Raw genomic sequence first — 14,645 nt, 5'->3', positions numbered from 1 at the left:
GCCAACCATGGGCGCTATAAAGTCGTCATCGTTATCAGCCAGGATGCGGAGGCGTGCACAGTCCCGGGCCGCCTTGAGTCTGTCGTCGCCACGCTCTGACCGCTCAATTCCGCCTATGCGCACAGATAAGGCGGCCCCCTCTTAAAGGGCAGCCTGATTTGACTGAGTGATTACCTGACAGGCATTCGCGCTTAAAGCCGCCCCTTCAGTTTTAGCTCGGATTCGATTGTCGTATCTCGGGCAGTTGTATGCCGGCTTGCGCCCCACACTTCATCATATTCATAGCCAGTGAGATCTTTAATCACCACACGCGTTTCAGCATCGCAACCTCTTGCCGTGCCACCCAGTTTGCGGCGCGCCACCTCTTTGATTAGCAACTTATGGCTACGCTGCGTCAGTTTGAATTTAAAGGTCAGCCAGAAGCTCGCCGCCAGCAGTGCCGTGGTGACAAACACCATCAACCCGACAATCGCATGGATGGCGCTCTCCGGTTGCGCACCGTTGCCTTTCACAAAACCACTCTCCTGCAGCACGATGCCAATCATGAAAATGGCGATGGCCACCGAACTTTTACGCGTCAACACCATGACACCAGCAAATATCCCTTCACGCCGCTTACAGGTCACCATCTCATCAATATCGGGAATAAAGCTGTAGATGTTCCACGGAATGTAAAACAGCCCGGCGCGCACGATGCCCAAAAACAGAAAGACTGCGCTGAACAGCAGCGTGGGCACCTGCCATTGCCACAGATAAACCGCAAACAGGAACAGGAAGATAGCGACGATACTCAGGTAGGACATACGCAGCGCGTTGGAGGGCGTCATATTAAAGCGGCCAAGCAGCATCATGAAAATGAAAGTGCCGGGAATCGACATAAACATCATGTTACTTAGCAGCAGTGAAGCCAGTGAGGCATCCTGCTTCAGGCCGTAGATCACGAAATAGGTGAACACCGCCAGAAAGGCATCCATCGCGGTGAAGGAGCAGATATAAATCAGCAGATGCTGACGAAAGGCTTTGATTTTGAATGACGATGCCAAATCGACAAACAGATACTTTAGGTGGGCCTTCAGGCTCCCCTGGCGCGCCGAATGTTGCGCCACATCCTCTTCCGGCTGAATATCTTTGGCCTCCCAGGTGGTCAACCAGGTAATAAACACCGCCACGCAGTAAATCACCGAGAAGATGACGCCGGTCAGCGTATAGGTAATGGCGTTGTCTTTGCCGGTATAGGTCATGATGATGCCCGGCACTGAGACGGCAAGGAAACTGCCAAGCGCTGAGAACATCAGGCGCACGCCCGAAAGACGCGTGCGCTCGCTAAAGCGATTGGTCATCTCCGAGGACAAGGTTTCCCACGGCACCAGCACCATTGCCGACAGCAGTTCGATGGTGAGATAAGTGCCGAGATAGTACCAGTAGCCCATATCCGTCACCCACAGCGCGCCATACAGCAGCATTAAGGGAGAGGAGATCAGCAGGAAGAAACGGCGGCGGCCAAATTTTCGCCCCAGCCAGGTATTGCCGAAGTTGTCAGTAATGTAGCCCATGATCGGACTTAATATCGCATCGATGACGCGGGCGATGGCAAATATCGAGCCCGCTTCAAACACCGATAATCCGCAGTAGGTGGTATAGAAAAACAGCAACCAGGTGCCAATCACCGCAAAGGCACCGCCGCCAAAGAGATCCGTCAGGCCGTAGCCGATCGCGACGCCATAACCGACGCGACGTTCTGTAGGTTTAACCATCGATCCGATTCCTGTTCTGGTAGGGTATGTAATAGCGGCAAGGTGCTATGCCCTGCCGCCGTTGTTATCAACAGAATTGGAAATCAACTTATAGGGCCGGGATGCTATCCCGCATTGGCTAGCATCTGCGCTTTGACACAGAGTTCCGCCGCCTTAAAGGCATGGGCTTGCGTCATGGCGTGCTCTGAACGATGGAGGCAGTCGTTAATCAGCTGTCCAAAGAACGGGAAGCCCACTTCACCGGAAACGGCATAGCGGAACTCTCCTTCTTTGTTCACCAGATACACCACGTCCTGCTCACCGCGTGTGAGATCGGTGTATTTGCGGATCTCGATATAACCGTCCGTGCCGAGCAACGTCATGCGCCCATCACCCCAGGTGGATAAGCCATCCGGCGTAAACCAGTCGCAGCGGAAGTAGCCGGTGGCGCCGTTCTCACCCGCCAGCATCGCATCGCCAAAGTCTTCAAATTGCGGATGTTGAGGATGGCGGAAATTCCGCACCTGGCTTGCCACCACCGTGGCTTCGCTGTTGCCGGTGTAGTAGAGGAATTGCTCAATTTGATGGCTCCCGATGTCACACAAAATGCCGCCGAAATAGCGACGCTGATAGAACCAGTCGGGCCGTCCGGTGCCTTCACGATGTGGGCCGGTACCCAAAGTTTGCACCACCTGGCCGATAGCCCCTTTCTCTACCAGCTGTCCGGCAAACACCGCGCTCTCTACATGCAGACGTTCGCTGTAATACACCGCATATTTGCGCCCGGTTTTGGCGCACATTGCTTTGGCATCTTCCAGCTGTTCGAGGCTGGTAAGCGGGGCTTTATCCGTGAAGTAATCCTTGCCCGCCGCCATCACTTTCAGCCCCAGCGCACAGCGTTCCGAGGGAATCGCCGCACCTGCCACCAGTTGTACCTGCGTATCGGCCAGAATGGTCTCCAGCGAATCGGCGATCTGCACCTGCGGGAACTGCTGCACAAACTTATCGACTTTGGCGGCATCGGGATCGTATACCCACTTCAGCGTGGCTCCGGCCTCGGTCAGGCCATTGCACATGCCGTAAATGTGGCCGTGATCCAGTCCTGCCGCCGCAATGATAAATTCCCCCGGCTGCACCACCGGTTGTGGTTTGCCTTTCGGCGCGTAGTTCATGCCATCCTGTTTGTTCATGGTTGTTTCCTCACGCAAAGTTTTTACCCAATGGGATGTCATCAACATCGGCGAAGTTGTCTACCGAAGCCTGTTTTTCATAGAAGTGCGGCGCATAAGCGATCAGCCCGCCAGTGCGATAAAAAGCATCCTCTTTGGGGATCGGTAACGAGACGGTGCTTTTGGTGATGGCCGACTTGTAGATGGCGGTAATCAGTTCCAGCGAGCGTTTGCCCTGCTCACCATCAATCAGCGGTGCACGCTGCTGTTCGATCGCTGAGAAGAAGTCATCGACCTGTCCGGCGTGCAGTGTCCAGGTGAGCGGTGCGGTGCTGGCATGCAGGCGATCCAGCTCCTGCTCCAGCGCCAGATTGTTCTCTTTTTCCGGGAAGCCATTCTCTGCCGCCTGCATGGCGACCGCTTTCCACGGCGCTGAGAGACGTGCTTTCTCACCCTGCAGCACGATTTTCTGATCTTCACCGTGATGCACCACAGAAGCGGTCAACTGCGCCAGCGTGCCGTTGGGATAGCGGAAAATCGCGGCGCTGAGATCTTCCACTTCGGCATTGTCGTGCGCCACGTTGCCGATCATCGCCACCACTTCACTGGGCGCACCGAGCATCCATTGCATGGCATCGATGTGGTGGACCGCATGGTTAAGCGTGCAGCCGCCGCCCTCTTTTTCCCAGGTGCCGCGCCACCACAGGTCGTAGTACGAATGGCCACGCCACCAGAATGAATCGATTTGCGCGTGGCAAATTTTGCCCGCCAGGCCCGAATCCACTGCCGCTTTCAACTGCCAGAACGCGTCGGTGAAGCGGTTCTGCGCCACCACTGACAAAATTTTGCCACTGGCTTTTTGCGCAGCAATCATCGCATCGCACTCTTCCAGCGAGGCCGCCATAGGCTTTTCGCACAGCACATGCTTGCCCGCCTGCAGGGCCGCAATGGTGTTTTCCGCATGCACATAAGGCGGCGTACAGACGTCGACCACGTCGATATCTGCGCCCTCGGCCAGCATCTCGCGGTGATCCTGGTAAACCCGCACATCGTGCAGGCCGTAGCGCTGCAATTTCTCCCGCGCTTTTTCGGGATACACGTCCGCTACCGCGACAATTCTGCCGCGCTCAGGAAACTGCAGAAACGCCTGGATATGTGAATTGGCAATATTGCCCATGCCCACTATCGCAATTTTTAACATGGAGATTCTCCGCCGATAACCGCTGTTGAGGTGTCTGCGAGGAACATAAAAAAGCGCTGCGGGTCGGACAATCTGTTTTTGTGAGAATTCTCGCAGAGCGATACAGGAGTTTGTGAACCAAATGTAAAACCGTCTTAATATCAGTCCACTGCGTCTGCAAAAATTTGCAAAAATTGATTGGGATGGGGATCACACTATGGCTGGCAAGCTCAGAATGGACGAAATTTCAGCAATCACCGGCTACTCAGTGAGTACGGTTTCACGCGTGTTGAGCGGGAAATCCTACACCAGCGAAAAAGCGCGTGAGGCGATTGTCGACTGCGCGCGCAGGCTAGGTGTATTGCAGGAAATGGTGAGTGGTCGCCTGCTGATCAATGACATTGTGGTGTTTGCCCCAGGGCGCACTTTCACCCCACGCGGCGATCACTTTTACCATGAAGTGACACGCGGGATTGCTGAGGCCTGCGCGTCGCATGATGTGCATATCAGCTATTGCCCACTGGAGGAACAGCGCGCCGATGTGAAGCTGTTTCTGGAAAAAGCCGCAGCAAAAAACATCAGCGCCATCATCATTATCGGCACCGACGATCAAGCGATCTTCAGTCTGGCGGCGTCACTCGGTAAACCCTGTGTGCTGATTAACTCTCGTGATAAAGATATGCGGCTGGATGCGGTGTCACCCGATCATCGGGCGATTGGTTTCAGCGCTATGCAGCATCTGTTTGAGCAAGGGCACCGCCGGGTGTTGACCGTGACCTGCCTGCGACGTGAGACGCTGTTTTTGCGTCTGGAAGGGATCAAAGACGCCTACCGCCATTTTCATATGCCGTTTAATGCCCAGCAGGATTTGATCGTCATCGAAGCCTACTCCTCGCAGGACACCGAGATCGCACTGAATCACTGGCTGGATACGCACCCACGCGATCAGTGGCCAGATGTGATTCTGCCCGGCGGCAAAGGCATTATTACCGGCGTGCAGAATGCACTGCTGTCACGCGGCTTGCGCATTCCCGAAGATATTTCGCTGATGACGACAGATTTAGCCAGCCGGCTGGAAGGATCGCCGGAGATGCCCATCACCGGCTTTGCGGTGCCCTGTCGCGAGCTGGGTTATGAAGCGATCCAACTGATCCAGAACCGCCTCAATCGTCCGCAGTCGTCGATTTACAATCTGTTGTTGCAGGGGAAACTGGTGGATCGCGGCACGGTGGCGAATGCCACCCGCCATGCGGCACGAGAAGAGATCCGCAACGCGTTTCCGTGAGATGCCCTAAAGCAGAAACGCACGTCATCAGCGCATCGTGCCTGTGCACCCAAGCCCAACATCAAAACCTCTGCGCTGATGCTAAACCTTTTGAATTACCAATCCGTTCAAGCCTGAAGCACGGAGCCTTTTCTAACAAACCACACCTAAGCTCAGAAGCAGGCTGGTGCCGCTCAGGGGCAGGCAATCCGCAGCGCCGAACAGAGTGAGTCTGCCAGGAGAGACCGCATGGATGCGGCCGAAAGGCTGGGCTGGAACAGGGATGTTCCATCCCAGCCGGTCCGTAAGGCGGACGAATGACGTGAGGGTACCGCGTCAGCGGCGCGAAGACCGCCGGCCCCTGAGCGGCACCAGATTGCGTTATCACCTGTCGTTCAGCGGCCTGCCCTGAACCAGCCTTACAACTTAAAGCTCTGCACCACCAGCTCCAGCTGCACGCTCTGCTCTTCCATGGCGCGTGCGGCAGCCGACACCTGCTCGACCAGCGCGGCATTCTGCTGGGTGCTGCCATCCAGCTGCGTGATTGCCAGATTAACCTGCTCGATGCCCATGCTTTGCTCGCGACTGGCAGACATGATTTCACTCATCAGGGTGGTCACGCTGCTCACGCCCTGCATCAGCTCATCCATGGTTTGACCGGCTTGTTCCACCAGCTGGCTGCCGGTATCGATATTGGCCACCGACTCCTCAATCAGCTTCTTGATCTCACGCGCCGAGTTAGCGGAGCGCTGCGCCAGATTACGCACTTCTGACGCCACCACAGCAAATCCACGCCCCTGCTCACCCGCTCGGGCCGCTTCCACCGCCGCGTTAAGTGCGAGGATATTGGTCTGGAAGGCGATGCTGTCAATCACGCTGATGATATCCACCACTTTACGGGATGAGTGATTAATCGCACCCATGGTGGTGACCACCTGACGCACCACGTCCGTTCCGCGCGCCGCCACCTGCGAGGCACCGTCCGCCAATTGATTGGCGTGGGTAGCATTGTCGGCGTTCTGACGTACCGTGCCGGTCAGCTCTTCCATTGACGCGGCGGTTTCGACAATCGAACTCGCCTGCGATTCAGTACGCGCAGACAGATCGGCATTGCCGCTGGCAATTTCACGCGAGGCAGAGGTAATCGCCAGTGCGCTGTCGCCCACCTGACGCATCAGCCCCTGCAGATACTCAATAAACTGGTTAAAACTTTGCGCCACCGCGTTAAATTCCGGGCTGTTGCTGGCAGGCAGACGCTGAGTTAAATCCGCGCCGCCAGTCGACAGCGCTTCGATATTGCGGTTCAGCAGGCTAAGACGTTTCATCATGGCGCGCACGAAGCCGAGCAGCACCAGCAGCAGGATCACCGCCAGCGGGATCTGCACCAGGCCCAGGCGAGTCAGCATGCTGTGGGTTTGCGCATCCAGCAAACTGGACGGCACATCGCTGGCGAGATACCACGGGCTACCGGCGATCGCCTGCAGAAACAGCGTGTGCTCGCCATCTTCGCCTTTAAAGGTGGTTTGCGTAGGCTGATGACCTGCCTGGCTCAGCAGACCTTTCAGCGCGCCCGCCATCGGCAGCTGCGTATCCGCGAGATTTTCCAGCTTCGGTGCACCTTCCAGCAGTGCGGCGTTGCCCACCACTTTGCCATCCGCTTCAACGATCAATACACGTCCGTGAATGGCGTCGCCCATCTGTTTCGCCAGTTGGTTGAAGAAACCGAGCGTTACGTCGATGGTTGATACCCCCCACACCGTGCCATCACGATAAATCGCCATCGCACAGTTGGTACGCGGCTGCGGGCTGGCCGCATCCTGATAGGCTTTAGCCCAGGCACATTGCCCTTTGGCCGCGGCCATACCGTCTTTGTACCACGGCTGCTCCCAGTATTTGTCCGCTGCGTCGGAGTTCCAGTAAGTGTTGACCTGTAACTGGTTGCTGGCGTTACGGGCGAAGAACGAACTGTCTTTTTCCTTCGCCGGATCGCGGCGATTAGGCAGCGGCCAGATACCGCCGCCAAATACGTTGCTGTCCTGATACTGGTTCACCAGCGCAGGCAGCAAGTTGTCGATGGCCGCGCTATCCATCACGCCTGCGGCTTCGGTAATGGCACGTTGCTGCGCCTGCACGCGGTTCATCTGTTCGACAATACGTCCCGCCAGGCCATCCACCTCATAGCGCACTAATCGGCTTTCGTTTTGACTCAACTGCGGTGCCACAAACTGATTGATCACCACCACGGTAACCAGCATCAGTACCACGAAAAATGCGACCAACGTCGCGGTAAAACGAGATTGTGTAGTTTTTAACATCAGTGTGCCCTTACCCTGGTTGGCGAGTTGCCTGATCGAGGTTAACGGCGTGTTACAGAGGAACTTGAGGTGAGCAAGATCACAAAAATGCAAATAGTTGATTTAGGTGATCATTAGGAGGGTGACTAACGTCGCGCTTACTCATCAGAGTGCGGGCAACCGCCCGCAGAGAGGGCTATTGCGGCGGGTCCACCACTTCCTGACGTGGCCGAAATATATGGTCATTACCTTCTGCCTGCAAACGCTGCAGCAGCTGTTGTCCACCGCGGTCATCGGCCTGAGCAAACTGACGTTCCGCTTCGGTGATCGGTGTCGCCCACAGCAGATTCGGACGATCGCCATCGCGCTTGGGCAGTCGGAACTGGGCAACTTCCGGTGCTAAGCCATTGGCCAGCAGGAAACTCTCGAAGCCCACTGGTGCCACTTCCGATGCCAGCGTGTGCCCTTCGCCAATCCACGTCAGCCGCGCCCACGGCAAGTGCGCGAATTCTGCCAGCGCGCTGGCCATCTGCACCGCATTGGCTTCGGTCATCACTTCACCGTCTACTGCCATCGCCAGCTCAACACGGCGGTACTGCGGGGCCAGCTCATCAAACAGGTAATCCACCTGCGGCATGGGCCGAATCCCCATACCCAGCGTGAGAAAAACCCACACGCCATTGTGCCAGTGCTGAGAGATGGCCATTGGCGGCCAGCTCCCTTGATCGATAGCGTAATACTTTACCGACTCACCAAACTGCGCCTGGTAGCACTGCATCAGCTCATGCTGCACAACATCCCATAAATGGCCGTCATGCCAGTCACGCCAGAAGTGGCGCTGCTGCTCGGCGCGTGCATAGTAATCATTGGTGGAAGCGGATCCGAGCGGTGCGGTCAGGCGATTCTCTTTGATGCAGCCAGCAGAGAAACTCACCTGCTTATCCTGATACAGACTCCAGCCGGGGATCACCGCCAGCAGTTGGCCGTAATACCACAGGGCTGCACCGTCATCACTCGGTTCCCACAAAATCTGTAGACCGGCAGGGTCGAGCATCGGCTCGGCTTCTAAGGTGCGGCAATACTCTGCGCTGAGCAGAGGCGCAATGCCCTGCTCCATCGCTTCACGATCTTCACGCGCCGGTGCAGGCAACAGATTGCGCAGCCAGCAGCCGCGCACCGCATACTGACTGCGAAACAGATCGTTGGGCCAGATGTAAAAGTAGGCCGTGCGCGCATCCTGTTCGACGATGGCGGTCAGTGTGTTTTGCTGATTTGGCACCTCAGCAATCAGAGGTTGGTGTGTCATAACGCCTCGACAAAGCCTTGAGGGATCCATTTTCCCTGAGAATAGAGCAGGATCGGCACTCGCACCATGTGACACAAGGGTAAAACTCTCAAAGTGCAGTCAGGAAGCGTGAGAATGACTGATGAATGCCAGCACAACGCCCTGACAAACTTCAAATTAATTCGCGATTCATTTGCCGCCTCGCATGCTATTGTCTGCACATTCCTCCTTGCGGAGCTGCTCAGCATGGTGCTGCAAAACCTCGATTTGAACCTGCGCGATGTCGTGATTTTCGCGATTTTAGTGTGGCTGTTTCTTCGCTATACATGGGTGATGTCAGCGCTCACGTTTATGCTCGGTGGTGCGGTGCTATTGGTGTTGTTACCCATCGACATTTACTACAGCTTGCTGCCATTAGCGCTGCTGGGAGTGGGATTAGGGATGCTGCTTCATCATTATCAGCAGCGCCAGCTCACCCTTAAACGTGAAGCCCGCACACCGCGCACCTACACCAAAAAGCAGGACGAGCTGCATTTGTAACGTTAGCGTCCCATACGTTGCATGGCGCGGGAATAAGCCCCGCGCTGAATCGACCAGCGCAGCAAACCGGCAATCACCGCGATCTCTTTATCCACGCGCCACTGTGTCAACGGGCTAATCGGCTGCTGAATTTGCTGTTGCGCCCAGTCCGGTAACAACCCCATCCCGGCTTTTAGCATCACCCGCATCGCCGGTTTCGCCTGCCAGCTTGGGGCCGGTGCATTAATTAATAGCTGCATCACTTCCAGCGTGCGTTCATCGCAAATCAGTTCCGGGCGCATCGCCTGCAGATAAGCGTCCACCGCCTGCACCGTTTTCGGCACCTTTTCCGCCCCTAAGGCTTCGGCGATGAGCGCCGCTTCATCGTAATAGCGATCCTGCTCGGCCAGTGAGAGCTGCGGATTTTTGTAGCGCAGATGCGCGGCGAGGAAGCGGCTGGTTTCGGCGACGTGTACCCAGGTGAGCAGATGCGGATCGCTGGCAGCATAGGGTTGCCCGGCGTTATCAATACCGGTGACGCGCAGATGGATGCGTTTAACGCGCTCGATCAGGATATTGGCGTCCACCGTGTTACCAAAAGTGGTGACGGCGATAAACTGGCTGGTGCGCCGCAGACGGCCCAGCATGTCCTGACGAAAGTTAGAGTGATCCCACACCCCCGCCAGCGCGGCCGGATGCAGCATTTGCAACATCAAGGCGCTGATGCCACCACATAACATCGAAGGAAAGTCGCCGTGCACGCGCCAGATCACATGGTCAGGACCAAACAAACCCGGATCGCCCAGCGGCTGCGAAATATCGAATTCGTTGAGTGCGAGGCCGTTAAGACGAAAGACTTGCTGCTGGATACGATTGCGGAGGTTCATGACGTTTGTCGGTTATGCCCGTTGGCAGAATAAGCTCGGGCCTATCATATACTGCCAGGGGTAACGGTGCGATTCATCCTGCGACAAACCGCACCGTTCCACAAAGTGGCGACAACTAACGCTTACAGATAATCAAACTGCCCGTCTTGGGTGCGTACCGAATCGAGGCCAATCATCACGTTGAATTTGCCCGGCTCGGCGACATGCTGCATTTTTTGATTCCAGAATTTCAGTGCATCCACATCAATCTTAAAGCTTACGGTCTGTGACTCGCCCGCTTTCAGCATGATGCGTTTGAAGCCACGAAGCTCCTGCACTGGGCGGCTGATGCTGGCCACCGGATCGTTGAGATACATCTGTACCACCGTGGCACCATCACGTTTGCCGGTGTTGGTGACGGTAACGCTCGCGTCAACTGTGCCGGTGCGCGGCATGGTTTTCGCAGACATCTTCACTGGTGACACCGTAAAGGTGGTGTAGCTCAGGCCGTAACCAAACGGATAGAGTGGACCGTTCACCGCATCGTAGTAGTGCGAGGTGTACTTGTTCGGCTTGGCGAAGTTATACGGACGCCCGGTTGGCAAGTGATTGTAGTAAATCGGCAGCTGTCCTACGGAACGCGGGAAGGACATCGGCAGCTTGCCCGATGGGTTGTAGTCGCCAAACAACACGTCCGCAATCGCATTCCCCCCTTCGGTGCCGCTGAACCAGGTTTCGAGCATCGCATCAGCCATATGATCTTCGTTGACGACTGTCAGCGGACGACCGTTCATCAACACAATCACCAACGGCTTACCGGTCGCTTTCAGCGCCGCCAGCAGTTTTTGCTGGCTTGGCGGAATCACCAGGTCACTGCGACTGGAGGCCTCATGCGCCATCCCCTGCGCTTCACCCACAGCGGCGACCACGACATCCGCTTTCTTCGCCTGGGCAACGGCTTCATCAATCAATTCCTGCGGCGAGCGTTTATCCACGCTAACCGCCTGTTCGTAAAGGTTGAGGAAGTCCTGAATACCTTTGTTATCGGTGATGTTGGCCCCTTTGGCATACAGCACGGTGCCTTTGCCCGCCATCGCATTGCGTACACCCTGCAGCAGCGGAATCGACTGTTTCGCCACGCCCGCGGCTGACCAGCTGCCCATAATGTCACGCTGGCTGTCAGCCAATGGCCCCACCAGCGCCACGGTGGCGTCTTTTTTCAGCGGTAAGGTTTCATGCCAGTTTTTCAGCAGCACGATGCTCTTACGCGCCACTTCACGTGCTTCTGCACGATGCAGACGGCTCTCGGCATTGGTGTCCTGCGGATCGCTGCCTTTCGGCCCTAAATGGCTGTAGGGATCGTTAAACAAGCCCATATCATATTTGACGTTCAGCACGTGACGCGCGGCATCGTCGATCTCCGCCATGGTAACGGCGCCACTCTTTACCAGCCCAGGCAAGTATTTGCTGTAGTACTCATCGCTCATACTCATATCGATGCCGGACTTCAGCGCAATACGCACCGCATCCTGCGGATCGCTAGCCACGCCGTGCTTCAGCAACTCTTTGATCGCGCCATGATCGCTGATAGTGATGCCTTTAAATTTCCACTCACCGCGCAGCAGGTCTTTCAGCAACCGGCCATCCGCCGTCGCTGGCGTGCCGTTGAGGGAGTTGAGCGCTACCATCACGCCGCCACTCCCCGCATCCAGCGAAGCTTTGTACGGTGGCAGATAATCCTGGAACAGGCGCTGTGGGCTCATATCCACAGTGTTGTAATCACGTCCGCCCTCCACTGCGCCATAGGCAGCGAAGTGCTTCACGCTGGTCATGATCGAATAACGGTCGGCGGCGCTTTTGCCCTGCATGGATTTCACCATCGCGCTGCCCATTTGCGAGGACAGGAAAGTGTCTTCTCCGAAGCCTTCAGACACGCGTCCCCAGCGCGGCTCGCGCGTGACATCCACCATCGGCGCCCAGGTCATATTGAGACCATCGTCGGCGGCTTCATAAGCGGAGATGCGGCCGACTTCACCGATCGCATCCAGATCCCAGCTGGCCGCGAGGCCGAGCGGTATCGGGAAAATAGTACGCTGACCGTGCACTACGTCGTAAGCGAAGAACAATGGAATTTTCAGGCGGCTGAGTTGCATCACCTGATCCTGCATCGCGCGAATATCCGGACGCGTGACGGTATTGAAGATTGCGCCAACCTGACCGTGCTGGATCATGTCGCGCACTGCCTCCTTCGGCGTGTCTGGCCCCACGCTGATCAAGCGCATCTGCCCGATTTTTTCATCAAGGGTCATTTTGCCGAGCAGCTGGTTAACAAAGGCGTCACGCGCCTGTTCAGTCATCGGATGGGGGCCAAACAGGTCATCTGCGAAGGCAGGCTGCATGGCAAGGGAAACAGCGAGGCTAACAGAGCAAATCCATTTCATCAGGTCGGGTTCTCTTAAGTGACTGCGCAATATCGAAATAACCGGGCCAGTGTGCCACAAGTTCAGGATAGCAGGTAGCCACCGATGTCACACCGCGACCATGCCGTTGACGCGTGCTAAAGTAGATGCGCAACGTTAACGACATGGACAGGTTCATGAATAACAACACCTCACACCCTATACTGCTGGCTGAACTGCGCCGCCTCGTCGGCCCTTCACACCTGTTAACTGAGGCGGAACAAACCGCACGCTATCGTAAGGGTTTCCGCTCCGGTGAAGGCGATGCGCTGGCGGTGGTGTTCCCCGGCTCCTTGCTGGAACTGTGGCGGATATTGCAGGCGCTGGTGCAGGCCGATGCGGTGATTTTGATGCAGGCCGCCAACACCGGCCTGACCGAAGGCTCCACGCCTAACGGCAATGATTATGATCGCCCGGTGGTGATCATCAGTACTTTGCGCCTCGATAAATTGCAGCTGATTGATGGCGGCAATCAGATTCTGGCCTTCCCTGGCAGCACCCTTTATCAGCTGGAAAAAGCCCTTAAGCCGCTGGGACGTGAACCACACTCGGTGATCGGCTCCTCTTGTATCGGCGCATCAGTGATGGGCGGGATTTGTAATAACTCCGGCGGTTCACTGATCAAACGCGGCCCGGCCTACAGCGAAATGGCGCTTTATGCGCAGATTGATGCCGACGGCAAACTGAAGCTGGTCAATCATCTCGGCATGGATCTCGGCCACTCGCCGGAAGAGATGCTCGGTCGACTGGATGACGATCGCTGGCAGCAAAGTGACGTGCGCTGGGATGAACGTCATGCTTCAGATCATGAATATGCAGAACGCGTGCGCGATATCCATGCGGATACACCCGCTCGCTTCAACGCGGATGAGCGCCGCCTGTTCGAGGCTTCGGGTTGCGCGGGCAAACTGGCGGTATTCGCCGTGCGTCTTGATACCTTCCCCAGCGAACCGAAGCAGCAGGTGTTTTATATCGGTACTAACGATCCAGCGGTATTGGGCGATCTGCGCCGCCATATCCTGGCCGAGTTTAAAAACTTACCGGTAGCGGGCGAATACATGCACCGCGACATTTTCGATATCGCCGAAGTGTACGGCAAAGACACTTTTGTGATGATCGATAAGCTCGGCACCGACAAAATGCCACTGTTCTTCACGCTGAAAGGTCGGGTGGATGCCTGGCTGGGTAAGCTGAGTTTTGTGAAACCGCACTTCACCGATCGCGTATTGCAGCGCATCAGCGGTTGGTTGCCTGCCCATCTGCCGAAACGTATGAAGCAGTATCGCGATAAGTTTGAGCATCACCTGATGCTGAAAATGTCCGGTGAAGGCGTAGCGGAAGCGCAGGAGTATTTGCACGAATACTTCCGCGAAGGCGGTGGCGAGTTCTTTGCCTGTGACGGCAAGGAAGGCGCACATGCTTTCCTGCATCGCTTCGCCGCTGCCGGTGCCGCAGTGCGCTACCACGCGGTGCATGCGGATGAAGTGGAAGATATTCTGGCGCTGGATATCGCGCTGCGTCGTAACGATCAGGATTGGTTTGAGCGCTTACCGGCGGAGTTTGATAACGATCTTAGTCATCGCCTTTATTACGGCCACTTCTTCTGTCATGTCTTCCACCAGGATTACATCGTGAAGAAAGGCGTGGATGCGCATGCGTTGAAGGAGAAGATGCTGGCGATCCTCAGCGAACGCGGTGCCGAGTATCCGGCTGAGCATAACGTCGGGCATCTGTATCAGGCAAAACCGCAGTTGCAGGCGTTTTATCGTCAGCTGGATCCGACCAATACCTTTAATCCGGGGATTGGCAAAACCAGCAAACAGAAAGGTTGGGCGGTTAAGGCTTGATAAATTAATGGGCGGCCCGAGAGCCGCCC

10 protein-coding genes are annotated in these 14,645 nt (G+C 56.2%); 3 read left to right on the top strand and 7 right to left on the bottom strand.

Going from position 1 to position 14,645, the window contains the following annotated elements; genetic code table 11:
* Positions 1-191 precede the first annotated feature (191 nt).
* From JK231_RS05155 to JK231_RS05145, 3 genes are all read right to left on the bottom strand, one after another.
* On the bottom strand, positions 192-1,754 hold the full coding sequence (locus tag JK231_RS05155; protein WP_166933113.1) for an MFS transporter: 1,563 nt from the start codon (positions 1,752-1,754) through the stop codon (positions 192-194).
* A 104-nt stretch (positions 1,755-1,858) separates the two neighbouring features.
* Positions 1,859-2,923 (bottom strand): Gfo/Idh/MocA family oxidoreductase, encoded by a 1,065-nt coding sequence (locus JK231_RS05150; RefSeq protein ID WP_211728128.1) that lies wholly within the window; start codon positions 2,921-2,923, stop codon positions 1,859-1,861.
* A 10-nt stretch (positions 2,924-2,933) separates the two neighbouring features.
* The gene (locus JK231_RS05145) at positions 2,934-4,103 is read right to left on the bottom strand and encodes a Gfo/Idh/MocA family oxidoreductase (RefSeq protein WP_160832559.1); all 1,170 of its coding nucleotides are present in this window, start codon (positions 4,101-4,103) and stop codon (positions 2,934-2,936) included.
* Positions 4,104-4,299: 196 nt separating this feature from the next.
* Between JK231_RS05145 and JK231_RS05140 the strand changes: the two genes are divergently transcribed.
* Positions 4,300-5,367: a LacI family DNA-binding transcriptional regulator gene (locus JK231_RS05140; RefSeq protein ID WP_097117345.1), complete on the top strand. Its 1,068-nt coding sequence runs from the start codon at positions 4,300-4,302 to the stop codon at positions 5,365-5,367.
* A 398-nt stretch (positions 5,368-5,765) separates the two neighbouring features.
* On the opposite strand, the gene JK231_RS05135 is transcribed toward JK231_RS05140, so the two are convergent.
* Both JK231_RS05135 and JK231_RS05130 read right to left on the bottom strand, forming a co-directional pair.
* The gene (locus JK231_RS05135; RefSeq protein ID WP_097117347.1) at positions 5,766-7,661 is read right to left on the bottom strand and encodes a methyl-accepting chemotaxis protein; all 1,896 of its coding nucleotides are present in this window, start codon (positions 7,659-7,661) and stop codon (positions 5,766-5,768) included.
* Positions 7,662-7,836: 175 nt separating this feature from the next.
* Complete coding sequence (locus JK231_RS05130) at positions 7,837-8,946, bottom strand: suppressor of fused domain protein (protein ID WP_166933106.1); 1,110 nt, start codon at positions 8,944-8,946, stop codon at positions 7,837-7,839.
* Between the two features lie 114 nt (positions 8,947-9,060).
* Between JK231_RS05130 and JK231_RS05125 the strand changes: the two genes are divergently transcribed.
* Positions 9,061-9,465: a hypothetical protein gene (locus tag JK231_RS05125; RefSeq protein WP_249221618.1), complete on the top strand. Its 405-nt coding sequence runs from the start codon at positions 9,061-9,063 to the stop codon at positions 9,463-9,465.
* Positions 9,466-9,467: 2 nt separating this feature from the next.
* Here JK231_RS05125 and JK231_RS05120 read toward each other — a convergent pair whose 3' ends face one another.
* Together JK231_RS05120 and bglX are read right to left on the bottom strand one after the other, a co-directional pair.
* Entirely contained in the window at positions 9,468-10,331 is an 864-nt protein-coding gene (locus JK231_RS05120) for an oxygenase MpaB family protein (RefSeq protein WP_211728127.1), read from the bottom strand.
* A 122-nt stretch (positions 10,332-10,453) separates the two neighbouring features.
* Positions 10,454-12,751 carry a beta-glucosidase BglX gene (gene bglX, locus JK231_RS05115; protein ID WP_211728126.1) on the bottom strand — a complete coding sequence of 766 codons (2,298 nt, stop codon included), beginning with the start codon at positions 12,749-12,751 and terminating at the stop codon, positions 10,454-10,456.
* A 155-nt stretch (positions 12,752-12,906) separates the two neighbouring features.
* Here bglX and dld point away from each other — a divergent pair, with 155 nt between their 5' ends.
* Positions 12,907-14,616: a D-lactate dehydrogenase gene (gene dld, locus JK231_RS05110; protein WP_211728125.1), complete on the top strand. Its 1,710-nt coding sequence runs from the start codon at positions 12,907-12,909 to the stop codon at positions 14,614-14,616.
* The last annotated feature ends 29 nt before the right edge of the window (positions 14,617-14,645 follow it).

It is taken from the genome of Pantoea sp. JGM49 (genome assembly GCF_018257655.1).
Lineage (GTDB): Bacteria > Pseudomonadota > Gammaproteobacteria > Enterobacterales > Enterobacteriaceae > Pantoea > Pantoea communis.
Note: the sequence above shows the minus strand (reverse complement) of the source record. Positions and strands in the feature narration are given on the sequence as shown.